Consider the following 26,963-nt stretch of genomic DNA (forward strand, 5'->3'; position numbering starts at 1 on the left):
CCCTTTTCACGAAACCAAGTACCTACACGTGAAAAAGTAGAAACGTGAGGAACGAAATATAAACCACAAGATACACGAAATGAAGGATATTGATGCAAAAAACGTGTTAATTTGCGTAAAGAGTCAATTTGAAATACAGTTTTCAAGAAAAAGCATTTCAGTAAGGCTTTTCTACAGATTGGTGGGCGACCTGTCACAGGCGGAACGCCTTCAATAGTTAAACTGTCTACGTATGCAAATAAAATCTGTAAAATGGATTGATTTTCATCAAATTTGGTTATCATACTAGTAAATCCGTCCTTTCTGGAGATAGTTTCGGTTACTATCATTTTTCCAGGAAAACGGATTTTTTTATGCATTCATTTTTGGATATTTATGAGTTTTGCAACACCCTCATTAACATCAAAAGAAGTAACTATTACGCCGCCTGAAGCTCCAAAAGACGGTACAGTATCGATTCATAAAATAGATTCTGAGAATCTGAACAAAGGGTTAAAAGGTGCCGAATTTGAAGTTCGAAATAGTGCAAATGAAGTTGTTGCAAAACTGAAAACGGACGAAAAAGGTTTTTCAGTACCTCAAACTTTAGCTCCTGGGACGTATAAAGTTTATGAAACAGTAGCACCAGAAGGATATCAAAAATTAACAAGCCCAGTAGAGGTTACACTTCAAGCTGGAGAAACAAAAACAATTGAAATTAAAAATACTATGCAAAAGGGTCAAATTGAAGTAAAGAAAATTGATTCGGAAAATGGTGAAAAACCATTAGCAAATGCAGAGTTTGTTATAGTAAAAGACGGTGTAGTAGTCGAACATATTGTTACAGATAAAGATGGTAAGGCAATCTCTAAACCGTTAGCACCAGGGAAATATATTTTAAAAGAAACGAAAGCGCCTGAAGGCTACCAATTAAAAGAAGCAGAGTTCGAAGTAAATGTAACAGGGGACGGCATATTCCCAATACAAGTGGAAAATGCAATGGTAGACAAAGGTAATATAGAAATTACAAAAGTGGACAAAGAAAACGGAGCAGTATTAGCGGGTGTCGAATTTGAAGTCCAAGATGAGAAAGATGAAGTAGTAAGAAAAGTAGTAACAGATAAAGATGGAAAAGCAAACGTTTCAGATCTATCAGTAGGAAAGTACAAATTAGTAGAGACGAAAAGCTTACCAGGTTATAAAAAGCTAACAGAACCAGTACCATTTGAAATAAAAAAAGGTATGACAAAAGCTTTAGCAATAAAAGTAGAAAATGAGCAGTTAGACAAAGGCTCAGTAGAAATTATAAAAATAGATAAAGATAGCCAAAAAGTACTAGAAGGCGTAGTCTTCGAAGTGCAAGATGAGCAAGGCAAAGTAGTAACAGAAGTAAAAACAGATAAAGATGGTAAAGCAAAAATCTCTGATTTATCAGTAGGGAAGTACAAATTAGTAGAGACAAAAAGTTTACCAGGCTACAAAAAGCTAACAGATTCAGTATCATTCGAAATTACAAAAGGTATGACAACAGTCCTATCGTTGAAAGTAGAAAATGAACAGTTAGATAAAGGTTCAGTAGAAATTACAAAAATAGATAAAGACAGCAAAAAAGCATTAAAAGGCGTAGTCTTTGAAGTGCAAGATGAAGCTGGAACAGTAGTAAAGGAAGTAAAAACAGATAAAGATGGTAAAGCAAAAATCTCAGATCTATCAGTAGGAAAGTACAAATTAGTAGAGAAAGAAAGTTTACCAGGTTATAAGAAATTAACAGAGCCAGTATCGTTTGAAATTACAAAAGGTATGACCGAGATCTTATCATTAAAAATAGAAAATGAAATGGTAGATACGGGAAATATAGAGATAACAAAGATAGATAAAGATAATAAAGCACCGTTAGCGGGAGTAACATTCATCGTACAAGATGAAAAGGGTAAGGAAGTTACGAAAGTAACGACAGATAAAGAAGGAAAAGCAAATGTTTCAGATTTACCTGTAGGAAAGTATGAATTAGTAGAGGTAGAAAGTTTACCTGGTTATAAAAAGTTAGAAAAACCAGTATCATTCGAAATTAAAAAAGGCATGACCGAGGTCCTATCATTGAAAGTAGAAAATGAAATGGTGGATACAGGGAATATAGAGATAACAAAAATAGATAAAGATAGTAAAGCTCCATTAGAAAATGTTGTATTTGAAGTACGTGATTCAAAAGGAAAAGTAGTTGCGAAAGTAAAAACGGATAAAGAAGGAAAAGCAAACGTTTCAGATTTATCTATTGGAAAGTATGAGTTGGTAGAAGTAGAAACACCGGCAGGATACAAACCACTAGAAAAGCCAATTTCATTCGAAATTGAAAAGGGTAGAGTAACAGCATTACAATTGACTGTAGAAAATGAATTAGTGGATACAGGAAATGTAGAAATTACAAAAGTAGATAAAGAAAATAAAGATGCTTTAGCTGATGCAGTCTTTGAAATTCAAGATGAAGCAGGACAAGTAGTCGCTAAAATAACGACAGATAAAAAAGGACAAGCACAAGTTACTAATTTATCAGTCGGCACATACAAGTTAGTAGAAGTAAAGGCACCAAAAGGGTATAAACAATTAGTAGATCCGATTACTTTCCAAATTGAAAAAGGCATGACAAAATCTCTTGCTTTAACAGTAGAAAACGAAATGTTAGACAAGGGAAATGTGGAAGTAACAAAAGTAGATAAAGATAGTCAAAAAGTATTAGAAGGCGTAGTCTTCGAAGTACAAGACGACAAAGGCAAAGTAGTAACAGAAGTAACGACAGATAAAGAAGGAAAAGCAAACGTTTCAGATCTATCAGTAGGAAAATACAAATTAGTAGAGACGAAGAGCTTACCAGGTGACAAAAAATTAACGGAACCAGTATCATTCGAAATCAAAAAAGGTATGACGAAAGTTTTATCATTGAAAGTAGAGAACGAACTGTTAGATAAAGGTTCAGTAGAAATTACAAAAGTAGACAAAGAAAGTGGCGCAGTATTAGCGGGCGTAACATTCGAAGTGCAAGATGAAAAAGGCAAAGTAGTAACAAAAGTAACGACAGATAAAGAAGGACAAGCAACAATTTCAGATTTACCAGTAGGAAAATATAAGCTAGTAGAGGTAGAAAGCTTACCAGGATATAAAAAACTAGCGAAACCAGTATCATTCGAAATCAAAAAAGGTATGACAGAAGTTTTATTACTAAAAGTAGAGAACGAATTAGTAGATAAAGGCTCATTAGAAATTACAAAAGTAGATAAAGATAGTCAAAAAGTATTAGAAGGCGTAGTCTTCGAAGTACAAGATGAAAAAGGCAAAGTAGTAACGAAAGTAACAACAGATAAAGAAGGAAAAGTAAAAATTTCAGATCTATCTGTAGGAAGTTACAAACTAGTAGAAGTAGAAAGCTTACCGGGCTACAAAAAACTAACAGAGCCAGTATCATTCGAAATTAAAAAGGGTATGATAGAAGTCTTATCATTAAAAGTAGAGAATGAACAGTTAGACAAAGGTTCAGTAGAAATTACAAAAGTAGATAAAGATAGTCAAAAAGTATTAGAAGGCGTAGTCTTCGAAGTACAAGACGACAAAGGCAAAGTAGTAGCAGAAGTAACGACAGATAAAGAAGGAAAAGCAAACGTTTCAGATCTATCAGTAGGAAAATATAAATTAGTAGAGACGAAGAGTTTACCAGGTTACAAAAAATTAACGGAACCAGTATCATTCGAAATCAAAAAAGGTATGACGAAAGTTTTATCATTGAAAGTAGAGAACGAACTGTTAGATAAAGGTTCAGTAGAAATTACAAAAGTAGACAAAGAAAGTGGCGCAGTATTAGCGGGCGTAACATTCGAAGTGCAAGATGAAAAAGGCAAAGTAGTAACAAAAGTAACGACAGATAAAGAAGGACAAGCAACAATTTCAGATTTACCAGTAGGAAAATATAAGCTAGTAGAGGTAGAAAGCTTACCAGGATATAAAAAACTAGCGAAACCAGTATCATTCGAAATCAAAAAAGGTATGACAGAAGTTTTATCACTAAAAGTAGAGAACGAATTAGTAGATAAAGGCTCAGTAGAAATTACAAAAGTGGACAAAGAAAGTGGCGCGTTATTAAAAGGCGTAACATTCGAAGTGCAAGATGAGCAAGGCAAAGTAGTAACAAAAGTAACAACAGATAAAGAAGGAAAAGCGAAAATTTCAGATCTATCTGTAGGAAATTACAAACTAGTAGAAGTAGAAAGCTTACCAGGCTACAAAAAGCTAACAGAGCCAGTATCATTCGAAATTGAAAAGGGTATGACAGAAGTCTTATCATTAAAAGTAGAGAATGAACAGTTAGACAAAGGTTCAGTAGAAATCACAAAAGTAGATAAAGATAGTCAAAAAGTATTAGAAGGCGTAGTCTTCGAAGTACAAGACGACAAAGGAAAAGTAGTAACAGAAGTAAAAACAGATAAAAATGGTAAAGCAAAAATCTCAGATCTATCAGTAGGAAAGTACAAATTAGTAGAGAAAGAAAGTTTACCAGGTTACAAACAATTAACAGAACCAGTATCGTTTGAAATTACAAAAGGTATGACAGAAGTTCTATCATTAAAAATAGAAAATGAAATGGTAGATACGGGAAATGTAGAAATTACAAAAATAGATAAAGATAATAAGGCACCGTTAGCAGGTGTAGTCTTTGAAGTACAAGACGACAAAGGCAAGGTAGTAACGAAAGTAACGACAGATAAAGCTGGAAAAGCAACAGTTTCAGATTTATCAGTAGGAAAGTACAAGCTAGTAGAAGTAGAGAGTTTACCAGGCTACAAAAAATTAGAAAAGCCTGTACCATTTGAAATTACAAAAGGTATGACAAAATCTTTAGCGTTCACTGTAGAAAATGAAATGGTAGATACGGGGAATGTAGAAATCACAAAAATAGATAAAGACAGTAAAGCACCATTAGAAAATGTTGTATTTGAAGTACGTGACTCAAAAGGCAAAGTAGTTGCGAAAGTAACGACGGATAAAGAAGGAAAAGCAAACGTTTCAGATCTATCAGTAGGAAAATACAAATTAGTAGAGACGAAGAGCTTACCAGGTTACAAAAAGTTAACGGAACCAGTATCATTCGAAATTACAAAAGGTATGACAAAAGTCTTATCATTGAAAGTAGAGAACGAACAGTTAGACAAAGGTTCAGTGGAGATTACAAAAATGGCCGCTGAAAGCAAGGAAGTCTTATCAGGAGCTGTGTTTGAAGTTCATGATGAAAAGGGAAAAGTAGTAGTGAAAGTAACAACAGATAAAGATGGAAAGGCAAAAATCACAGATCTATCTGTAGGTAACTACACACTAGTAGAAGTAGAAGCACCAAAAGGATATGAAAAATTAACTAATCCAATTCCATTTGAAATTACAAATGGAATGATAAATGCAGTTCAATTAGAAGTATTAAACAAATTGAATCATTTAGCACCACCAGGTCCAGAAACACCAGATCCAGAAAAGCCTGGAACACCAGATCCGGAGAAACCTGGAACACCGAATCCAGAAAAACCTGGAACACCAGATCCAGAAAAACCTGGAACACCGGATCCGGAGAAGCCTGGAACACCGAATCCAGAAAAACCTGGAACACCAGATCCAGAAAAACCTGGAACACCGAATCCAGAAAAACCTGGAACACCAGATCCAGAAAAGCCAGGGACACCGAATCCAGAGAAACCTGAAAAAGAATTACCGAAGACAGGGCAGAAAATGCCTGTGGAACCATATATGGGAGCACTTCTTGTAATGATGAGTTTTGGGTTACTCGTATTAGGTAGAAAACAGCAGAGATAATAAAGGTGAAAAGGTATCCTCAAAGTATTTGAGGATACCTTTTTTAGCATAAAAAAAGCATCTAGCAAAAGTACTAGATGCAAATAAAAACACAAGGGAAGACAAAATTCTTCCCTTTTCCCGTATGTAATTATATCAAAAAATTTATAAAAAACTAGCTATATTTAAAATATAATTTTTAAAAAAGTTATATACATAAATAATTGCAATACGCGCAGTTTTATCTTTCTGAAAAATCCATTTCTTTAATTTCGAATATTAAGACTAATGTTGATAAATCTTCAGATAATTAGAAAAAATAACCAAAAGGATATATAATATTGCTTAATAAATAATTTTAATGAATTACATATATTTCATTTGGTGTATTAATTGAATATCATAATTTAAAATTTTATTAAGCAAGAATCTCGGTTACTTATTGCATTTCTAACATAGGGTGAGATAGAAAAATACAATAGTGTGGAGGTTTTTATAATGACGTTTGTTCTTAGTAAAATGAATGGGTTTAGCATAGAAGAAAAGGTACATGAATTTGAATCTAAAGGATTCCTTGAAATCTCAAATGAAATCTTTTTACAAGAGGAAGAGAATCATCGTTTATTAACACAAGCACAGTTAGATTATTATAATTTGGAAGATGATGCGTACGGTGAATGCCGTGCTAGATCTTATTCAAGGTATATAAAGTATGTTGATTCACCAGATTATATTTTAGATAATAGTAATGATTACTTCCAATCTAAAGAATATAACTATGACGATGGCGGGAAAGTTAGACAGTTCAATGGCATAAATGATAGCTTTTTATGCAATCCTTTAATTCAGAATATCGTGCGTTTCGATACTGAATTTGCATTTAAAACAAATATAATAGATACAAGTAAAGACTTAATTATAGGTTTACATCAAGTAAGATATAAAGCTACTAAAGAAAGACCATCTTTTAGTTCACCTATTTGGTTACATAAAGATGATGAACCAGTAGTGTTTTTACACCTTATGAATTTAAGTAATACAGCTATTGGTGGAGATAATTTAATAGCTAATTCTCCTCGAGAAATTAATCAGTTTATAAGTTTGAAGGAGCCTTTAGAAACTTTAGTATTTGGACAAAAGGTCTTCCATGCCGTAACGCCACTTGGAACAGAATGTAGTACGGAGGCTTTTCGTGATATTTTATTAGTAACATTTTCTTATAAGGAGACAAAATGAGAGAGAATAAAATAATTATGATTTCTGGAGCCAATAGCGGTATAGGTCATGCTTGTATAAAATACTTTTTAGAAAAATCATTTCATGTAATAGCGCTTGATATTCATAATAATAATTTAATAGATTATATGAAAACAGATATGCCTTTGAAAGTAGTGCAAATTGATTTAAGTAATAGCGAAGCGATTCATAATCTTTTTACTCAATTAGATTTAGAAAAGCTTTCTCCTGATATATTAATAAATGCAGCTGGTATTCGAGAGATAACACCTGTTTTACATTTATCCGATGATATGTTTAAAAAAGTAATTGATGTAAATTTAGTAGCCCCATTTATCCTTTCTAGGGAAGTAGCTAAGCGATGGTGTGAATCGAAAATAAAAGGTTGTATTGTGAATATAGCATCGGTTTCTGGATTAATGGCTGAACCAGAGCGAGCTGCTTATGTTGCATCAAAGCATGCTTTAATCGGATTGACTAAACAGATGGCTATGGAATTTGGTAAGCAAAATATAAGGGTAAATAGTATTTCTCCCGGTGTTATTAGAACTGAACTTACAGAAGAATACTTTAGTAATAAAGCCTTGATGTCTATGATAAAAAGTAATCAATCTTTAGATACTTGGGGGTTGCCGCAGGATATTGTTTCATGTATTGATTACTTGATTTCTGATCAGGCCCGCTTTATTACTGGTTCTAATTTTGTAATTGATGGTGGTTGGACTGCTGGAAAAAATTTATAATTGAGTGTTTTTGAGGAAAAGCACCTGTCCTTTTTTTAGGCTGGTGTTTTTCTCACTATAAACCGAGTTTTTATTGGAGGGGGATTAATTTGCTTCAAAAGAGTTTTAAGCAAGAGAAAACGGTACCGGCCTTAAAGATGATAGCATCAATGGTTATCTTTGGATCAGTTGGATTTTTTTCGGTTCAAACAAACTTACCTTCGTTTGAATTAGTGTTTGTAAGGTGTATTTTTGCGACAATATTTTTAAGTGTATGCTGGTTGCTTACAGGGCAATATAAACAAGATAAATGGGAACGAAAAGAAGTTATTCAAGTTTTAATATGTGGTTTTTTCTTAGTATTTAATTGGGTTTTCTTATTTAAAGCCTTTGAAAATATGTCAGTTACCATTGCTATCTCAGTTTATCATCTTGCACCAGTAATTGTACTGTTAATTGGAAGTATCGTCTTTAAAGAAAAATTAACATTCATATCTATCATTTCAATAATTGTGTGTTTTGCAGGAGCTTTATTAATTGCTGGTATCGATGGAAGCTTCTCTGTCGGTTCATTAATGTCTTCAGGTATGATATGGGGATTTCTTGCAGCTCTCTTTTATGCATTTACAACTTTATTTGGTAAAGGGATTAACAAAATGAGTGCGTATGCAATGACATTTTTACAAACATTCTTGGGGATATTTCTTTTAATACCATTTATAGATTTAGATGCTTTTAGTGGCCTCACTCAAAGTAATTGGACATATATTATAGCTACTGGTTTTATTCACACAGGGATAGTATATTATCTGTTTTTTGATAGTTTACGCTATTTATCTACAAAAACAATCTCAATATTAGTTTTTTTAGATCCGGCAGTGGCAATATTATTAGATACTGTACTTACTGGATTCCGTCCAACTTTAATGCAAATAACAGGAATTCTTTTTATTTTTATTGGCATGACTTTAACATTAAAAAAATCTAAAGATAAAAAACTGAGCCAAAAAGAAAAGCGAATTGAAAGCGATGCTAGTATATCTCAACAATAATGAAATATATTGTGTATAAAACGATAAACCTTACATGAATCATGTAAGGTTTATTTTAGTTCAATATAATTCATATTTATAATACATAATTTTCAAAACTGAGGTGTGTGTTTCTTTAATATGCTTTTGATTCAACTATTTTTATTTGACTATAAATTTACAAAAATGTATATGAAATCTTATTTTTTGATAATATATAAGTAATAAATTCATAGAATTGGAGTGATGAGATGCAGCCGTTAGAAAGGGAGATTCATTCTAATATGCTGAAAGTGTGGCGAATTCACGCTTTAATTGGGACGGCAGTTATACTAACAGTCGTAATTGCGTATTTCTTTTTTATGATTAACTTTAACTGGTGGGGCTGGTTGTTTGGACTATTAGTAACAGGAGCTATTACATTTATTCCACTTGATTATTTGGTGTTTCCAAATTTACGTCAGCGCTATTATAGTTACAGATTAAATGAAGAAGAGATTGAGATTCAAAAGGGAATGTTCGTTGTAAAACGCGTACTTATTCCGATGATCCGTGTGCAGCACGTAACGATTGAGCAAGGGCCGATCATGAGAAAGTATAATTTAGCAGAATTACATATTTCAACAGCCGCAACTTCTCATAGTATTCCAGGTTTAACGAAAGAAGAAGCAGAACAGCTGAAAAGACAAATTGGAGAACTTGCGAAAGTGAGTGATAAGGATGTATAAGAGGCAACATCCGATTACGATATTGTTAGGTATTAGGATTGCGAGTTTGTTGCCACTTATTATTCTTGTTTTATTTAAACCTGATGAACAAGTGGAACCTTGGTATTTATTTTATCTTTTTCTTCTGGTTGTTTTATTCATCATGGCTATTTTTTCAGCAATTAAATGGTATTTTAAAGTGTACTGGATTGAGAATAATATTTTACATATAAAGCACGGTGTTTTTGTAAAGAAGGAAAGCTATTTAAATAAAGAACGTGTGCAAAATATTAGTACGTCTTCTAACATCATTTATCAAATGCTCGGACTTATGAAGTTAAATATAGAAGTAGCCGGTGGTGGTAATGAACCAGAAGTGATGTTGGCTGGTATTAAAGAAGACGAGGCAAAACATTTAATTTCTTTATTACATAAGAAAGAAACTACTGTAAAAGAAGAAATAGAAGAGGAAGAAAGCAAGACGGTTTATCAGTTAACAGCGAAAGAGGTTTTAGCCGCAGCGATTACATCTGGTCGGTTCGGACTAGTGTTCTCTGGACTAGTACTTCTTTACACAAAGTTTGATTTTGTTCTTCCTGAAGGATTCACAAGTAAAGTAGAAGCGTATGTGATGGGAAACGGTGTTTATAAACTAATTGTAATTGCATTAATTTTAATGGGAATTTCGTGGATTATTTCCACGGCTGGATATGTGTTGAAATATGCAAACTTTAAAATTGAGCGAAAAGGGGAAGAGATTCGTATCGTTCAAGGATTATTTGAAAAGAAAGAGTTTGTCTTAAAATTGCACCGCATTCAAGCGATTACTGTAAAAGAAGGTATGCTTCGCCAGCCGTTTGGCTATTGTGCTGTTGAAGTGGAAGCAATTCAAAGTATTGGAGCAGCAAGTAACGAAGTAATGTTGCATCCATTTATGAAGAAAAAAGATGTACAGCACCTGATCACATATTTAGAGTTACCATATGAAATCGAAGCGGAGATCGTTCACTTACCAAAAACAGCGTTGCGTCGTTATTTCATTATGGGCTGGTTAATAAGTATCATACTCACAGTTCTAATTGCCAGCGTGAGTATATATTTTAAACAATATATTGCGTTATTTTTTATTTTACCGTTATTTATCGTGTTTTCGTTATTTGCGTATGCTAGATATAAAAGTGGCGGTTATGAATTAAGAGAAAATCAACTAACGGTTGTATATCGTAATTTTTCGAAATATACAGGAATAATGCGAAGAAGACATGTTCAAGCAGTAGGTTATAATCAATCGTATTTTCAAAGAAAAGATGAATTATGTACAACTCTTGTAGCGGTAGCTGGGCAGGGTTATGAAGTAAAGCATATGAGAAAAAAAGATTCACTTCGTATATATAATTGGTACAAAGAAAAAGGAAACACCGGTGTGTAATGGTGTTTCCTTTTTGTCATTAAATTGATATCTTTAGTCGAATCGTTGATATATTTCAAGATGTGATAGATATATTCGGAAAATCGTTAATATAATTTCACGTACTGTTAGTGTTGTATTATGTTTTGATTAAACTAACACATCAAAAGTAGTCACAAAAGATGGACGAGAGAAAATACTCTTTTGCTGTTCCGCATGTGGATGCGCTTGAGCTTGTCCTTCTGCTTGCGTGGGACGTTTTTTATGAGCGTTTTCGAATGAACGTGATTCTGTCCAGTCCTTAAAGTTTTGCTCTGTTTCCCACATCGTTAAGATGACGTATGTATCGTTACTTAATGGGCGTAGAACACGGATCGCTTGGAATCCTGGTTCGTTTTCAATAAGGCCTGCGCGGTTTTTAAAACGGTTTTCAAATACAGGGCGACCTTCGTCTGTGACAGAAATGTTGTTACAAACGATATATAGCCAGGTTGTCCTTTAAATTCACCGACAGCATCTAGTACATCATATTGAAGTGAACCTTCTACAGATTCTTCTGTATTTTCTTTATAAAACATATTTTTTTCATCATTTTTTGCAGTGAAATGTGCTTGTTCTAGAGGTGTTTCGTATGAAATAATAGCCTTCATTTTAATGCCCCCCTTAATAGTTTGTTTCTATTATATCAACTCTCTTAAAAAACTTCGAAGATTATATACATAAAGATACTTCTTTTTCAAATAATAAATGTACCATCATTTGGAAAGAAGGACGATGTATGAAGAAAGTAAAGTGGACTTTATTAGGCGGCGTCGCAACGTTCGTAGTAGCGATTGTAATCTATAAACTTATCGTGTTAGCTGGTGGCTATATGATGGATGAAAAGCAGCTCGTTTTCCACTCTTCATCACGTATCGTTGACCAGAAAGGGAAAGAAATTACGAAATTATACGTAGAAAATAGAGAGCTCGTACCAATCGAGCAAATTCCGAAGTATGTGCAGCAGGCGTTTGTTGCGGTGGAAGATTCTCGTTTTTATGAGCATCAAGGGATTGATTATCCGTCTATATTCCGTGCTCTTTATAAAGATACGTTAGCTAGAGAGAAGGTAGAGGGCGGTAGTACCATTACGCAGCAACTCGCTAAAAACGTCTTTTTAACTCGTGAAAAAACATTTACGCGCAAATTGAAGGAAGTCGCAATTTCTCTTCAATTAGAGCAAAAATATACGAAGCAACAAATTCTTGAAATGTATATGAATCATATTTATTTTGGTCATGGGGCTTACGGTATTCAAGCGGCAGCAAAGTTGTATTTTAATAAAAATGTTGAGGATTTAACAGTAGAGGAAGGGGCAATGCTTGCAGGCCTTCCGAAGTCACCAAACGGATATTCACCGTACTATTCTGCAGAGAAGAGTAAGGAACGCCGTGATCTAGTGTTGTCACTTATGCATAAACAAGGCTATTTGACTGCAGAAGAAAGCGTTCGTTATCAAGGGAAGACAATTGCTCTATATAAAAATTTAGATGAGAATGAGCTTGCATATATGCCGTATATTGATATGGTCATAGATGAAGCCGCTCGTTTATACGGGTTGTCTCATCAAGAAGTACTTCGCGGAGGATATACGTTTGTCGTACCTATGGATGAAAAGATTCAAAAGGTAGCATATAACCAGTTTCAAGATGCAAGGAATTTCCCTGGGAAAGAAGAGGGGGCGCAAGGTGCTTTCTTATTAATGGATAATCGTACGGGAGGGATTAAAGCGGCGATTGGGGGAAGAAAGTACGTCCCGAGAGGATTTAATCGTGTTTTTGCCAAAAGGCAGCCTGGATCTGTTTTAAAACCACTTATCGTTTATGCACCAGCACTAGAAACGAAAAAGTATAATCCGTATTCTTTATTAACGAATGAAAGAAATTCTTTTGAAGGGTATGAACCTCGAAATTATAATCATGAGTATTCAAAAGAAATGACGATGTATGATGCGATTTTAGAGTCGGCAAATGTACCGGCAGTTTCTTTATTAAATGAGTTAGGGGTAGAAGAAGGAAAGCAATATTTAGAAAAAGGAAATGTTCATATTGCAGATGCTGGTTTAAGTACAGCGCTTGGCGGATTGAAAAATGGCGTTTCAACATTTGATCTTGTAAAAATGTATCGTTCATTTTTAGCAAATGGAAATATTATAGAGCCGCACGTTATTGATAAAGTATTAAATAGACACGGTGCAGTCATTGGGGAATCTCCAAAAGTAGAGACAAAAATCTTCTCGAAGCAGACAGCATGGTATATGACGAAAATGCTAGAAGGAGTTGTGAAGGAAGGGACAGCAAGAGTTGGTGTATATAACGGTGCGTTAGCTGGAAAAACGGGTACAACTTCATTGCCAAATGACGATAAGGGAGCAAGAGATATGTGGTTCGTTGGTTATACACCGAACTTAGTAGGCGCTGTTTGGATTGGTTATGACCGTACGAATAAGGAGCATCAGTTGCAAGGAGAAAGTGCATCTGCGACAAAATTGTTTAAGAAAATTTTAACGAAGTCTAATGTAGAACATAAAGAGAAGTTTATGAAGCCTGAAGGTGTGGAAACAATCAGCGCTCCGATTCGGCTGCGCAAAATTGAAGATGTAAAAATGAAATTATCATTTAGCCCTTTCGGTTTATTTAAAGCAAAATTAAGCTGGACGCCACTTCCAGATAACAGAATTATGTACCGAATCTATAGAGTGGAGAACGGAATTCATACGCATGTTAGCACTGTAAATGGTGCTGGGGAATATGAGGAAAAGTTCGTTAACATATTTTCAAAACCGAGCTTTTACGTTGTACCATATAATACACAAACGAATCGTGAAGGAGAAAAGTCAAAAGTAGCTAAACCATAGTTTTTCTCTGTGTTATAATAAGAATGTTGTGAAAATAGTAAGCGTTTTTAAGAATGTTTGTGTCAATTTAATGAACAACGTACATAATATTATGCATTTTGTTTTTACAAGCTGTATAGTAAAAAAAGATAAATATCGAACGTATTCGAAGCATTGGTAAGGAAGGGAGCAAGGGTCTTGGTAAGAACTATAAATGAGACATTTTTAAAAGCATGTAGGGGGGAACGTACCGATTATGTACCAGCATGGTATATGCGTCAAGCAGGTCGTTCACAGCCGGAATATAGAAAGATTAAAGAAAAGTATTCTTTATTTGAAATTACACACAATCCAGAGTTGTGTGCTTACGTGACAAAGTTGCCGGTTGATCAATATAACGTAGACGCAGCAATTCTTTATAAAGATATTATGTCACCACTACCTGCAATTGGTGTGGATGTAGAAATTAAATCAGGTATTGGCCCAGTTATCGATAACCCAATCCGTTCTTTACAAGACGTAGAAAAACTAGGGGAAATCAATCCAGAAGATGACGTACCGTACATACTAGATACAATTCGTTTATTAACGACAGAAATGTTAGACGTACCGTTAATCGGTTTTTCAGGAGCTCCATTTACATTAGCGAGCTATATGATTGAAGGCGGTCCATCTCGTAACTACCATAATACGAAAGCGTTCATGTATGCAGAGCCGAAAGCTTGGTTCGCTTTAATGGATAAACTAGCAGATATGGTTATTACATATTTAAAAGCGCAAATTAACGCAGGAGCAAAAGCAGTTCAAATTTTCGATTCTTGGGTTGGAACAGTAAATGTAGCGGATTATCGCGTATTTATTAAACCAGCAATGGAGCGTATTTTTGCAGAAGTTCGTAAGATGGGTGTTCCAATGATTATGCACGGCGTAGGAGCTGCACACTTAGTGAATGAGTGGCACGACTTACCGCTTGATGTAGTCGGCTTAGATTGGCGCTTACCGATTGAAGAAGCACGTGCACGGGGCGTTCATAAGGCGGTACAAGGTAATATGGACCCTTCATTCTTACTTGCACCATGGTCTGTTATTGAAGAACATGTAAAAGGTATTTTAGATCAAGGGATGAAACAGCCGGGTTATATCTTTAACCTAGGTCACGGTGTATTCCCAGAAGTAAATCCAGATACATTAAAACGTTTAACTACATTTATTCATGAATACTCTAAAGGGCAGTTAGCGAAGTAAAGGAGCATTGCTGTATGAAAAAGAAAATTGGTTTGCTTGTAATGGCATACGGAACGCCATATAAAGAAGAAGATATTGAACGTTACTATACACATATTCGCAGAGGAAGAAAGCCAAGTCCTGAAATGCTGGAAGATTTAACAGAGCGTTACCGTGCAATTGGTGGTATTTCTCCTTTAGCTACTATTACATTAGAGCAAGCTAAGAAGTTAGAGAAGCGTTTAAATGAAGTACAAGATGAAGTAGAGTACCATATGTATCTTGGCTTAAAACATATTGAACCGTTTATTGAAGATGCGGTGAAAGATATGCATAACGACGGAATACAAGATGCAATCGCACTTGTTCTTGCACCTCATTATTCTACGTTTAGCGTGAAATCGTACGTTGGACGAGCACAAGAAGAAGCTGAGAAACTTGGAAACTTAACAATTCACGGCATTGATAGCTGGTATAAAGAGCCGAAATTCATCCAGTACTGGGTTGATGCAGTGAAAGGTATATATAACGGTATGTCAGATGCAGAGCGTGAAAAAGCAGTATTAATCGTATCTGCACATAGCTTACCAGAGAAAATTATTGCAATGGGCGATCCATATCCAGATCAATTAAATGAAACAGCGGATTATATCGCGCGCGGAGCTGAAGTAGCAAACTATGCAGTAGGCTGGCAAAGTGCAGGAAACACACCAGATCCTTGGATTGGTCCAGATGTACAAGATTTAACGAGAGAACTAAATGAAAAGCACGGTTATACTTCATTCGTATATGCACCAGTTGGATTTGTTGCGGAACATTTAGAAGTTTTATATGACAACGACTTTGAGTGTAAAGTTGTAACGGATGAAATTGGTGCAAAATATTATCGTCCAGAAATGCCAAATGCATCGGAGGCATTTATTGATTGTTTAACAGATGTTGTATTAAAGAAAAAAGAATCTGTACTGTAAGAAGAAAGGAGGAGCCTGCTTGAGGAAAAAAGTTGTGATCGTCGGCGGAGGCATCACTGGATTAACAGCAATGTATAACTTACAAAAAAATATTCATGAAAAAAACTTGCCGATTGATACATTACTTATAGAAGCATCGGGTAAACTTGGCGGAAAAATTCAAACCGTTCGAAAAGATGGATTTACAATTGAGCGCGGACCAGATTCTTTCTTAGCACGAAAAGAAAGTGCAGCTAGATTAGTGAAAGAATTAGGTCTTGGCGATGAACTTGTAAATAATCAAGCCGGTCAATCATTTATCCTTGTAAACAATCGGTTACATAAAATGCCGAATGGATCAATGATGGGAATTCCAACGCAAATTACGCCGTTTCTATTTTCCGGGCTGTTCTCCCCAATTGGTAAACTAAGAGCTGGCTTTGATCTATTAATGCCGAGGTCAAAGCCAGTATCTGACCAATCACTCGGACAATTTTTCAGACATCGTCTTGGAAACGAAGTGGTTGAAAACTTAATAGAGCCGTTACTATCGGGTATTTATGCAGGGGATATTGATGAAATGAGCTTAATGTCAACATTCCCGCAAATGTATCAAATTGAGCAGAAACATCGCAGTATTTCACTCGGTATGCGTACGCTCGCTCCGAAAGAAGAGAAAGCTGAACCGAAAAAGGGAATGTTCCAAACAGTGAAAACAGGTTTAGAATCTATCGTAAAATCTCTCGAAGCAAAGATGCATGAAGGTACGATAATAAAGGGAACTCGCATTGAAAAAGTTGCGAAACAGGGTGATGGTTATACGATTACTCTTAGTAACGGAAAAGAAATAGAAGCGGACGCCATCGTAGTGGCAACTTCGCATAAAGTATTGCCGTCCATGTTTGCTCAGTACAAGCAGTTTCGTTTCTTCCGTAATATTCCATCCACATCCGTTGCGAATGTGGCACTTGCTTTCCAAAAGTCTGCAATCCAGCGCGATATTAATGGTACAGGATTTGTCGTATCACGAAATAGCGATTACACCATTACAGCATGTACGTGGACGCATAAAAAATGGCCACATACAACGCCAGAAGGAAAAACACTCCTTCGCTGTTACGTTGGACGTGCTGGTGATGAAGCGGTTGTAGAACAAACTGAAGAAGAACTCGTTCAGCTCGTACTAGAAGATTTAAGGAAGACGATGGATATTACAGAGGATCCAGAGTTTACAATCGTAAGTCGCTGGAAAGAAGCGATGCCTCAATATACAGTGGGCCATAACGAGCGAATGAAAAAGCTCACAACATTTATGGAGAAAGAGTTGCCAGGTATATACTTGGCAGGTAGCTCCTATGCTGGTGCTGGACTTCCAGACTGTATGAATCAAGGTGAGGAAGCTGCAAAGCGTGTATTATCTCATTTGGAGAAAGTAATAGATGCTGAATTAATCGCACAATAAATTATAAGAAACGCCTTCAATCATATTGAAGGCGTTTCGTTTATTATATAAAATACTTATTCGCCAATAAACATATATAAGTTATTTGGCTTTATAACAGCATCTCCTGCATAAATAACCCAATCTGTTAAGTTATCAAAATCTAAATGATAACTATTTCCTTCACTCATATCTTCTATAAAATATGGTTCATTGATGAGTATTCCTTGAATCAGGTCTTCTGTAATATGTTGCATTTCAAACCACATATGTTCGCTTTTACCCTCTTCATAGGAAACACCAAACTTAGCGAGAAAACGAAACTCTTCATTTGATTTTTCAATTTGAAAAATGTTGCTGAAATACCCGAAAGTATTTTTCGCATTATAAGCCATACGATCGGTTTCACTATTTGTTTTATAGAACATGAGCCCTGTAGCTTCCTCGTTTTCTTTGAAAAAACTTTCAATATATTCTTCTGAAGTATTAAATTTGAATAAGAGAACGGATGGAGATTGATGGTATTCATCTCGGGCATCCATTCCGCCTAAGAATGTATTTTGTGCATCTATTGGCTGTAATTTCACTTCTTCATCCTCGATTGAAGATAATTGGTCCATACTCGTTTTATGCCCTATATAAGATAATCCTTTCTCCCACGGAACAGCGACTGTATGTATAGAACCTTGCTGACTATGCGCGATAACGATAGGCTCATTCATAGGGACTTGTCCATTCTCAACGGCATTATTAGCAAATGTTTGAAAGAGATCGCCAATGCCGTAGTAGGAAGAAATGCGATTTGGAATAATTAACTCTATTTCAGTTACGCCCGCTCTTAAAAGGCCGTGTGTATGAAACCAATATTGCGTAGGCTCACCTTCTTTATCGTCTTCATAAACGGAATGAATAACGTATAAGTCAGGAATGTCAGGTAATAATTCATTTTCAACGTGATATTCAATATAGTTTCTTGATATCACTTTCATTGCTGCACTTGAATCGATTACAAATAACAAATCTGGGGCGAGGTTCCATAAAAATTGTATTTGCTGGAAAAAGCAGTCGAGTACATCGCCTACAAATAGCGTACGAGTGAAAATTTCAGTACCGAAAGCCGCATCTTCAAAATTACGATCTACAATTGTAGAATCTTGTCTATTGTACATTTTATATTCTTCTGGGTCATTCGCCTCATCAATATGCAGTTCATACGGTATGATTGTTTCATCCATATGTAACTCAACAATAAGGCTTGTCTCATCACTATAAACAATTTTTAACTCATCAACTTTAGTAGCGATATTTTCTAGCCGTTGTTTTAACTGCTCAATTGTAATTCTAGTTGGTATAACAGCAATCATATCTGAAAAATGACGTTCTAATGTTCCATTCATAGCTGCGCGGTATGTTTCTGTTTGCACTTCCATCCAATCACTCCTATTCAAATGAATCCATTTTACATGCCAATCAAATGTCGATATTTTCTGTTTTCTCTCTCTAACATTATAGAGTGCATTTGTAGAAGGTGTAAAATTATTATTTTGTATTATAGTTTGAAAGCTTGTAAATTAAATAAATCTTTTGTAAAATTTGTCGAAAAATAGTTCTATATAACGAATCATTTGTTATGATAGAAATGCTGAGAAAATATGAAATAGGGAGAGGAAAATGGCTGTGAAGAAATTGTTAAGTGTCTTTTTATCATTCTTGCTATTGCTTTCATTTACTGGAACTTTAGCGCAAGCAGAAGAAACTGCTTCTATGTCAGTAGAAAAAGCAATTCAAGTATTTAAGCAGCAAGGGAAAACGAAGGGGATTGTGGAAGGATATATTGTCGGATATACGCAAAGTTCTTCTAAATATACGAAGGATCCAGCTAAGTTTGATGATACAAACGTAGCAATTGCAGATTCGCCAAACGAAACGAATCCAGACAAAATCATGCCCGTTCAGTTGCCAAAAGGTGATGTGAGAACGGCAGTGAATGTAAAAGATCACCCTGAAAATATCGGGAAGAAAGTTAGTTTGACTGGGACTCTTGAATTATATTTTAGTAACCCAGGTTTAAAATCAGTGACAGCTTATAAGTTTCAAGGTGAAGGACAAAACCGTGTTAGCGATGTAGTAGCTTCACCGAACGGTGGAGAAGTTGCTAAAGGAACAGCGGTAACATTAACGACGAATACAGAAGGTGCAACGATTTACTATACGTTAGATGGCTCTAATCCTACTAATAAAAGTGTTCTTTATAATGGACAAATTATAGTGAATGAAAATAGTGTAGTGAAAGCAATCGCAGAAAAAGAAGGACTTACTTCTTCAGCAATTTCGACATTTTCATTTATTATCGTAAATAATGAACCAGTTCGTATTCATGACATTCAAGGAAAATCACATATGTCCCCTTACAACGGGAAGAAAGTAAACAATGTGGAAGGCGTTGTCACAGCGCTTGATAAAAACGGCTTTTATATAGAAGACAATCAGCCAGATAATGATCCAGCTACTTCAGAAGGTATGTACGTATATAAAAAAGATGCGAATGTAGCAGTAGGAGATCTTATTCAAGTTGATGGAGTAGTAGAAGAATATGTTGGACCAGGATATGCAGAGCGATTTGAAACAGACTTAACGACGACAGAAATTAAGGCGAGTCGCGTTGCTGTAATCGCAAAAGATCAATCTTTGCCAGCACCGATTGTACTTGGGGAAAACGGTGTGAAAATCCCGGACCAGATTATTGATAATGATGCATTCGGTTTATTTGATCCAAATGAAGATGCAATCGACTTTTATGAAAGTATAGAAGGCATGCGTGTTACGATGCCAACACCAAAAATTATTGCACCTCAGAAAAATGGAAATTTATATGTAACAGTAAAAAATGGTGGAGATAAAATAGTAACACAATATGGCACACCTCTATTAGATGAAAACCAATTAAACCCAGAGCGTCTTTCTGTAAAAGTACCTCGCGATTATGTAGCAAAAGTAGGAGATACTTTCACTGGAGATATAACAGGGGTAGTAGGATATGATTACGGTTCTTTCCGTATTTCGCCAATAACAGAACTGCCAGCTGTAGTGGATGGTGGATTTAAGCAAGTAGGCGCAAATATTCAGCCACGTCTTGATAAGTTAACGGTTGCTACATATAACATTGAAAACTTCTCAGCGAATAAAAAAGAAACAACAGATGAAAAGGTAAAAGCGTTAGCGTATTCTATTAAATACAACTTAAAAATGCCAGATATTATCGGTGTAGAGGAAATGCAAGATAATAACGGATCAATTAATGACGGTACAACAGATGCGTCATTAAGCGCAAAACGTATCATTGATGCAGTGCTAGAAATTCGTGGACCGAAGTATGAGTATGTAGAAATCGCTCCAAACAATAATCAAGACGGAGGAGCACCAGGAGCGAATATTCGCGTCGGCTTCTTCTACAATCCATCACGCGTGAAATTAGCGACGGTACCAAAGTTACTTGATAAAAATGTTGTTCGTATTGGAGACGAAAATCCATTATTTGAAAGTACACGTAAACCGTTAGCGGCAGAATTTACGTTCCAAGGACAAAACATTGTTGTCGTTGCAAATCACTTAAACTCAAAACTAGGAGATGCAACGCCATTTGGAAAAGTGCAGCCGCTCGTATTAAAAAGTGAAGACAAACGAATTCAGTTAGCACAAGAAGTAAATCATTTCGTGCAAGGAATTCAGAAAAAGAATACGAATGCACCAGTTGTCGTGTTAGGTGATATGAACGATTTCGAATTCTCTAAACCACTAAAAACACTAGAGGGAACAATCTTAAAAGATATGTTAAACACAGTGCCAAAAGAGAATCGTTACACGTACATTCACGAAGGAAATGCACAAGTGTTAGATCATATTTTAGTAACAAATAATATCGCACCACACACAATTGTAGATCCAGTGCACTTAAACTCAAATATAATGAAAGAGCACGGACGTGTAAGCGACCATGACCCAGTACTTGCTCAAATTGATTTGAAGAAAGCTTCTTAAAGAAAGGAACGCTTAGGTGACTAAGCGTTTTTTTTTTGCATCGTTATAGAATAGTATAAAGAGATGATTCCTTTTTTTGTAATCTAATGATAAAATTGATTGAATATTTAGTTTTTTAAAAAGGAGGACAACAATGCAGTTACAAATAAATGGAAAGGTAATGAATCAGTTTGCAATTTTTTTTAGTACGATCGTCATGCTTCAGTTTGTAGCTGATATAACAGGACTTATAAGCAATCTAGATATTACGTATAACTTAATACATACAGCAGCTTCTTATATAACATTTAGTTTGGCAGTTATTTTCACTTTAATAGGTGCAAGAAGAGAATTAAGTAAATATGCAATTGTTTCATTATGTTTAGTAATAGCGATTAAAGCGATTTATTTTGTAGCGGTTGTTATTTTATGGGGATTGGCAGGTACACCGTAAGTGAATAGTAAATAAAACCCTAATTTCCAATATAGTAAGGAAATTAGGGTTTTATTATACTTGAAACGCTTTTCTACACCGCTCTCTTTTTTGCAACCTTCTTCTATATTTTTTTCTATCACGTTTTACTCCTTGTATATACATGATTAAGCTAACGAGGAGGAAGAAGGCACATTGTATTGTCAAAATATATGGTGACATGCCATGCAGTGGCTGCCTTGGATCATATAAATGAATAGGCGCTCCGCCTATTGTAGGGAGTACCGTATTTAGCAGGACGTAAGGAATAGAGGTAGTTGCAAATGGAAATAGAAGCGCCATATAGTCCTTTTGGGACCATGCAGATGCAGCAAGTCCTAAAAGAGCCATCAAACCTGCAAATAAAAAATTAATTCCGATATATACAGCAATGTAAGTGATGGGAGAAGTTTCATATAAGTTTGCGAACATCCCGTTATCATTTATAATGCCTGAACCAGCCGTTGGTACTCCGTCTGGAATGGTTAATTTGCAAAATAATAACGATAAGATGAATGGAAATGTATAAAGAAGTCCGCCGCAAAAAAATGTAACGATATATTTCGTTACTGAATAAGAAAATAAAGAAATTTCTTTACTGACAAACGGTTTAAAACCATCGGACTTATCCGAGTTATAACTTGTACTAAAGGGAAGACTTGCAATAACTGGCATTAATAATAAATAAACATCCATTTCATTTCCACGAAATCCAATCCATTTAATATCCGTCGATATAGGTCCATTCGCAGCGTCTCCTAAATAACGAATTACATAATAATAATGATAAATACAAATAAGAACAAATCCACTAAACATAATAATTAAAGAAACACGATTACAAAAAGCTTGCTTTATATTTAAACGAAGCGCACGCATCATGACTGAAAAAGCCTCCACTATTTTGATAAACTTGTCTATTTTCTATATTACTATTAATTGTAAAGATTTTCTTGTTTTTTTATTTGATTATTTGAAAAAGAGGAATTTTGTTGTTGTGAAGTAAGGTTTAGCTGAAATTAATTTTTCTAAAATATGGTTGACAATTAAGTATTACATTTGTAATCTTAATTATAGATTACAAATGTAATACTTAGGAGTGAAACATACGATGACAAATCAATTACCTAAAATATCTGAAGCGGAATTAGAAATTATGAAAGTACTTTGGTCGAGTTCTCCGCAAACAGCGAATGAAATTATAGAAGAACTGGAAGATGCAATGGACTGGAAACCGAAAACAATCCGCACATTAATTAATCGATTAGTACAAAAGGAAGCCGTTTCTTACCATCAAGATAAAGGGCGTATGTACGCTTATTATCCGTTAGTATCACAACATAATTATTTGCAAGTGGAAACGAAATCTTTACTAAAACGTTTTTGCGGTGCAGCGTTTAAGCCATTACTTGTTAATTTCTTAAAAGAGGAGAAATTATCTTCAGAAGATATTAATGAATTAAAACGCATTTTAGATGAGAAGACAGAGGAGAATAAGAGGAAGGATCGATAAAAATGATAAACACGCTTATAAATGTATACCTTCCTCATTTTTTTGATTGGCTTATAGAAACGTCACTTATGGCTAGCATATTAGTCGGATTTATTTTATGTATAAAAGTTCTATTTAGAAATAAATTAACCCCCCGGTGGCAATATATGCTGTGGATCGTATTAATGATAAGACTCCTTTTACCGTGGTCGCCAGATAGCTCTTATAGCATTTACTCATTACTTTCTTATAGTTCTAGCGTATCGGAAGTTATTCCAAAAAATATGCCGGCTACTGAGAATATAGTGAACATAGAAAGCGACCGAAAAGTGGAATTGGAATCAAATTCTAAAATGGTGACAAAAACTAGCGAACCGGAAGTAAAAGTCAGTTCGGAAAAACAGACTACATTTTCTTTATACAAACTTGCTTTGTATGTGTGGCTAGCTGGGGTAATCATAGTAGCAGCCATCACGTTTCTTACAAATAGACGTTTATATTCTTACATAAAGAAACAACCGGATATTACGGACGAACAGGTCACTACAGTGTTTAATCGCTGTAAGCAGTCTATGAAAATGAAGAAGGCAGTTTCATTACGTCTTGCAGGAAAGATTGCAAGTCCAACGGTTTTTAGTTTCTTTCGCCCGAAAGTATTACTATCAAAAAAACATATGAAAGTATTAAATGAACAACAATTACAATATGTCTTTTACCATGAGTTAGCTCATATTAAGAGAAACGATGTAGCTGTAAATTGGATTATGTACAGTTTAATCCTATTAAATTGGTTCAATCCGATTCTTTGGTACGCCTATTTTTGTATGCGAGAAGATCAAGAATTAGCCTGTGATGCATATGCACTTACTTTTATAGATAAAGAGGAACAAATTGCATACGGACATACAATTATTACCCTTCTACAACACTATTCCTATCAAGTACCAAGCCTAGCAAATTTAAGTAGAAATAAACGAACACTAAAAAGGAGAATCATTATGATTAAAAAATTCCAAAAGAAATCGTATCGTCTTTCTTTACTTGGAGTGATTGCGATAGCAGCTATAGCAGGCGGATTTTTATTAAATGCAAGGATAACTGAGGGAGATGAAAGACAGGAAGAAAAGATTGTAGAAAAAAAGCAACATAAAGCGGCTTTTGAAGAAGCGATAGAAACAGTATTAGGTACACCAGAGAATGCAAGTAGAGAATGGGGTATGTCGATAAAGTCATATAAAATGAATACAGATTTTTTGTATTTGGCAGAAAAGAATTTTACGAAAGAAGAATTTGAGCAGTATGTTCAATTATTTAAGGAAGCGCAAGAAATTCATAAGAAAGCAATGGTTAAGAAAAATGTGCCTGAGAATTATGATGGAGATACAAAGGAATATAAACCTGAACGCTTGAAGAAAGCTGATCAAGAAAGACTAGCTACTATTGAGAAGACATTAAAGCCGCTTGAAGATAAGCTGGAGAAGTCTTTAACATATACTATAGAAGAAGCAAAAGAACATGTACCGTATCAAATTAAGCAGCCGACTTATATACCAGAAGGTTATGAGCTAAAGAGAGAATGGGCTGACTCATATTTTGGAAGAGATGTAGAATTAGTTATTAAATCAGAATATACAAAAGGGAAATATGGTTTTACGATTTATCAGTCAAGGATGTATATGGATGGTAATGGTAATGGTGGTAAGGATCCGCTACACTATATGATGCCTGGAGAAGAGAATTTAGAAAGTTATAGTTTAGACGGGAAAGGAATGGTCTATAATAAATCTTCTCATGGAGAGGGGAAGTTAAGAGGCCTTAAAATGTTTGTACCAGCACAAGGTAAGAATAGTGATTATCAAATTGTCATAGTGAATGATATTTTTACAAGAGATACAAAGATATACGAAGAGATAATCGATGATGAGCTAACTAAGAAAGAAATGGAGAAAATATTACTTTCTATGTCAAAATAATAGACAGTGTTCTTAAACCTTTGGTTTTAAGAACACTGTCTATTTTATTAAATTTCTAGTGGGATCTAGTCAGCAATTATTTACGAATATATTCTAGCTTTCCATACAAGTATACTTTTTGATAAACTATGGACAGTATGATATGAGGGTGTTGCAAAACTAAAATAAACATGCAATGTTATGAATCAGAAAAACTAGCTGAACATGCAATAGATAGCGATTTTGACCATACCAACGTGGCTGTTCCAACCCTTTATCTTTGAGTTTACTAAACTGTTGTTCAATTTTCCTACGTTCTTTCATCAATTGTTTACCAAAGATAGTTTGTATAAAATGAGATAATACACGACGATGTGTACTCTTATTTTGTTCACCATTCCTAGGATTGATTGGATTCATGGCAAAGATGTTACATGTTCGTGCAATTTCATAAATACGTTGACTATCGTAAGCAGCATCTGCAACGGAAAATAACNGGAACGAAATATAAACCACAAGATACACGAAATGAAGGATATTGATGCAAAAAACGTGTTAATTTGCGTAAAGAGTCAATTTGAAATACAGTTTTCAAGAAAAAGCATTTCAGTAAGGCTTTTCTACAGATTGGTGGGCGACCTGTCACAGGCGGAACGCCTTCAATAGTTAAACTGTCTACGTATGCAAATAAAATCTGTAAAATGGATTGATTTTCATCAAATTTGGTTATCATACTAGTAAATCCGTCCTTTCTGGAGATAGTTTCGGTTACTATCATTTTTCCAGGAAAACGGATTTTTTTATGCATTCATTTTTGGATATTTATGAGTTTTGCAACACCCTCTGATATAACTTGACTGGAATCTTTTATACTGGAAATAATAAAAAGAGAACTTGTATAGAATGTAAGCGTGTGGTAATATCAAAGATGTACTGATTGACTATATCGTCCGATTGGTCATTTTTGGAGGTGAAGATGTGGCGATAGATCGAAAACGTTCTATTATTGAAGCTGCAACAAAGTCTTTTTCAGCGTTCGGTTATAAAGCAACAACGATGGATCAAGTAGCGAAGTTAGCGAATGTAGGAAAAGGAACGATTTATACTTTTTTCAAAAATAAAGAAGAGCTATTTGGTGAAATTATTTCTAATTTAATTACAGAAATGAAGCAAGTTGCAGAAAGTGCAATTCGTTCAGATGTTTCATTTTTTGAAAATGTACATAGAGCATTATATAGCATCTTGGAATTTAGAAAAGAACATCAGCTTATGATTAAATTAATTCAAGAAGAGCGCGATATGGGAACGAAAGAAGTACAAGAAGTTATGCAACAAGTTGATGTGGAAATCGTTTCTGTTATTCAATCGTATTTAAAGATTGCGATTGAAAAAGGTGAAATTAGCAAATGTGATCCAGAAATTACAGCATTTATTATGCTTCGTCTATATGTATCGCTTATTTTTGATTGGGAAAAAAATCATGAACCGCTAGAAAAAGAAAAAATTGCAGAGTTATTTGAACTTTATTTACTAAAAGGATTGTCAAACTAAGATAATCCTTTTAATTTTATAAAAAAATGACCGAATGAACAATGTGGTCATATATTTAAGTTAAGGGGGGATATAGAAAAAAT

General features: G+C 34.8%; 18 protein-coding genes and 3 pseudogenes. 16 read left to right on the top strand and 5 right to left on the bottom strand.

Going from position 1 to position 26,963, the window contains the following annotated elements:
• Positions 1-284, bottom strand: a 284-nt coding sequence (locus V6946_RS05445; protein WP_406622057.1) for a transposase, incomplete at its 3' end; no start/stop codon positions are given.
• A 91-nt stretch (positions 285-375) separates the two neighbouring features.
• Here V6946_RS05445 and V6946_RS05450 point away from each other — a divergent pair.
• The 7 genes and pseudogenes from V6946_RS05450 to V6946_RS05480 all read left to right on the top strand — a co-directional run.
• Positions 376-4,569: pseudogene (locus V6946_RS05450) on the top strand (SpaA isopeptide-forming pilin-related protein); the annotation flags it as partial.
• A gap of 36 nt (positions 4,570-4,605) precedes the next feature.
• Positions 4,606-5,823: a SpaA isopeptide-forming pilin-related protein gene (locus tag V6946_RS05455; protein WP_406622346.1), complete on the top strand. Its 1,218-nt coding sequence runs from the start codon at positions 4,606-4,608 to the stop codon at positions 5,821-5,823.
• 477 nt (positions 5,824-6,300) lie between these two features.
• Entirely contained in the window at positions 6,301-7,038 is a 738-nt protein-coding gene (locus tag V6946_RS05460; protein WP_000144812.1) for a 2OG-Fe dioxygenase family protein, read from the top strand.
• On the top strand, positions 7,035-7,781 hold the full coding sequence (locus tag V6946_RS05465) for an SDR family NAD(P)-dependent oxidoreductase (RefSeq protein WP_139849529.1): 747 nt from the start codon (positions 7,035-7,037) through the stop codon (positions 7,779-7,781). The genes V6946_RS05460 and V6946_RS05465 overlap by 4 nt, the downstream gene beginning before the upstream one ends.
• A gap of 89 nt (positions 7,782-7,870) precedes the next feature.
• Positions 7,871-8,812 carry a DMT family transporter gene (locus tag V6946_RS05470; RefSeq protein WP_000939625.1) on the top strand — a complete coding sequence of 314 codons (942 nt, stop codon included), beginning with the start codon at positions 7,871-7,873 and terminating at the stop codon, positions 8,810-8,812.
• A 230-nt stretch (positions 8,813-9,042) separates the two neighbouring features.
• Entirely contained in the window at positions 9,043-9,519 is a 477-nt protein-coding gene (locus V6946_RS05475) for a PH domain-containing protein (protein ID WP_366982099.1), read from the top strand.
• Positions 9,512-10,927, top strand: a complete 1,416-nt coding sequence (locus V6946_RS05480; RefSeq protein WP_366982100.1) for a PH domain-containing protein — start codon at positions 9,512-9,514, stop codon at positions 10,925-10,927. Before V6946_RS05475 ends, V6946_RS05480 begins: the two co-directional genes overlap by 8 nt.
• Positions 10,928-11,056: 129 nt before the next feature.
• On the opposite strand, the pseudogene hmoB reads toward V6946_RS05480, so the two are convergent.
• Positions 11,057-11,556, bottom strand: a pseudogene (hmoB, locus tag V6946_RS05485) (heme-degrading monooxygenase HmoB).
• Between the two features lie 128 nt (positions 11,557-11,684).
• Between hmoB and V6946_RS05490 the strand changes: the two are divergent.
• The 4 genes from V6946_RS05490 to hemY all read left to right on the top strand — a co-directional run bounded on the left by V6946_RS05490 (position 11,685) and on the right by hemY (position 17,417).
• Positions 11,685-13,802 (top strand): PBP1A family penicillin-binding protein, encoded by a 2,118-nt coding sequence (locus V6946_RS05490; protein WP_336456233.1) that lies wholly within the window; start codon positions 11,685-11,687, stop codon positions 13,800-13,802.
• Positions 13,803-13,979: 177 nt separating this feature from the next.
• Positions 13,980-15,026 (top strand): uroporphyrinogen decarboxylase, encoded by a 1,047-nt coding sequence (gene hemE, locus V6946_RS05495; RefSeq protein WP_000252605.1) that lies wholly within the window; start codon positions 13,980-13,982, stop codon positions 15,024-15,026.
• A gap of 14 nt (positions 15,027-15,040) precedes the next feature.
• The gene (gene hemH, locus V6946_RS05500) at positions 15,041-15,976 is read left to right on the top strand and encodes a ferrochelatase (RefSeq protein ID WP_000726779.1); all 936 of its coding nucleotides are present in this window, start codon (positions 15,041-15,043) and stop codon (positions 15,974-15,976) included.
• Positions 15,977-15,995: 19 nt separating this feature from the next.
• Positions 15,996-17,417 (top strand): protoporphyrinogen oxidase, encoded by a 1,422-nt coding sequence (gene hemY / locus V6946_RS05505; RefSeq protein WP_001228101.1) that lies wholly within the window; start codon positions 15,996-15,998, stop codon positions 17,415-17,417.
• Between the two features lie 56 nt (positions 17,418-17,473).
• Here hemY and V6946_RS05510 read toward each other — a convergent pair whose 3' ends face one another.
• Positions 17,474-18,826 carry a DUF4026 domain-containing protein gene (locus tag V6946_RS05510; RefSeq protein ID WP_000453705.1) on the bottom strand — a complete coding sequence of 451 codons (1,353 nt, stop codon included), beginning with the start codon at positions 18,824-18,826 and terminating at the stop codon, positions 17,474-17,476.
• 241 nt (positions 18,827-19,067) lie between these two features.
• Here V6946_RS05510 and V6946_RS05515 point away from each other — a divergent pair, with 241 nt between their 5' ends.
• Both V6946_RS05515 and V6946_RS05520 read left to right on the top strand, forming a co-directional pair.
• Positions 19,068-21,434 carry a DUF6359 domain-containing protein gene (locus tag V6946_RS05515; protein ID WP_046392434.1) on the top strand — a complete coding sequence of 789 codons (2,367 nt, stop codon included), beginning with the start codon at positions 19,068-19,070 and terminating at the stop codon, positions 21,432-21,434.
• A 133-nt stretch (positions 21,435-21,567) separates the two neighbouring features.
• Positions 21,568-21,867: a hypothetical protein gene (locus V6946_RS05520; RefSeq protein ID WP_006925469.1), complete on the top strand. Its 300-nt coding sequence runs from the start codon at positions 21,568-21,570 to the stop codon at positions 21,865-21,867.
• A 54-nt stretch (positions 21,868-21,921) separates the two neighbouring features.
• Here V6946_RS05520 and V6946_RS05525 read toward each other — a convergent pair whose 3' ends face one another.
• On the bottom strand, positions 21,922-22,767 hold the full coding sequence (locus tag V6946_RS05525; RefSeq protein ID WP_000984146.1) for a membrane protein: 846 nt from the start codon (positions 22,765-22,767) through the stop codon (positions 21,922-21,924).
• Positions 22,768-22,996: 229 nt separating this feature from the next.
• Between V6946_RS05525 and V6946_RS05530 the strand changes: the two genes are divergently transcribed.
• Together V6946_RS05530 and V6946_RS05535 are read left to right on the top strand one after the other, a co-directional pair.
• Positions 22,997-23,398: a BlaI/MecI/CopY family transcriptional regulator gene (locus V6946_RS05530; protein WP_000184510.1), complete on the top strand. Its 402-nt coding sequence runs from the start codon at positions 22,997-22,999 to the stop codon at positions 23,396-23,398.
• 2 nt (positions 23,399-23,400) lie between these two features.
• The gene (locus V6946_RS05535) at positions 23,401-25,350 is read left to right on the top strand and encodes a M56 family metallopeptidase (protein ID WP_033692705.1); all 1,950 of its coding nucleotides are present in this window, start codon (positions 23,401-23,403) and stop codon (positions 25,348-25,350) included.
• A 159-nt stretch (positions 25,351-25,509) separates the two neighbouring features.
• Here the strand turns inward: V6946_RS05535 and V6946_RS05540 are convergent.
• A pseudogene (locus V6946_RS05540) lies at positions 25,510-26,062 on the bottom strand (transposase).
• Between the two features lie 245 nt (positions 26,063-26,307).
• On the opposite strand from V6946_RS05540, the gene V6946_RS05545 reads away from it, so the two are divergent.
• Complete coding sequence (locus V6946_RS05545) at positions 26,308-26,880, top strand: TetR/AcrR family transcriptional regulator (RefSeq protein ID WP_000963381.1); 573 nt, start codon at positions 26,308-26,310, stop codon at positions 26,878-26,880.
• Positions 26,881-26,963: the final 83 nt, after the last annotated feature.

The organism is Bacillus sp. PPSBB_2 (assembly GCF_045291115.1).
Classification (GTDB): domain Bacteria; phylum Bacillota; class Bacilli; order Bacillales; family Bacillaceae_G; genus Bacillus_A; species Bacillus_A cereus.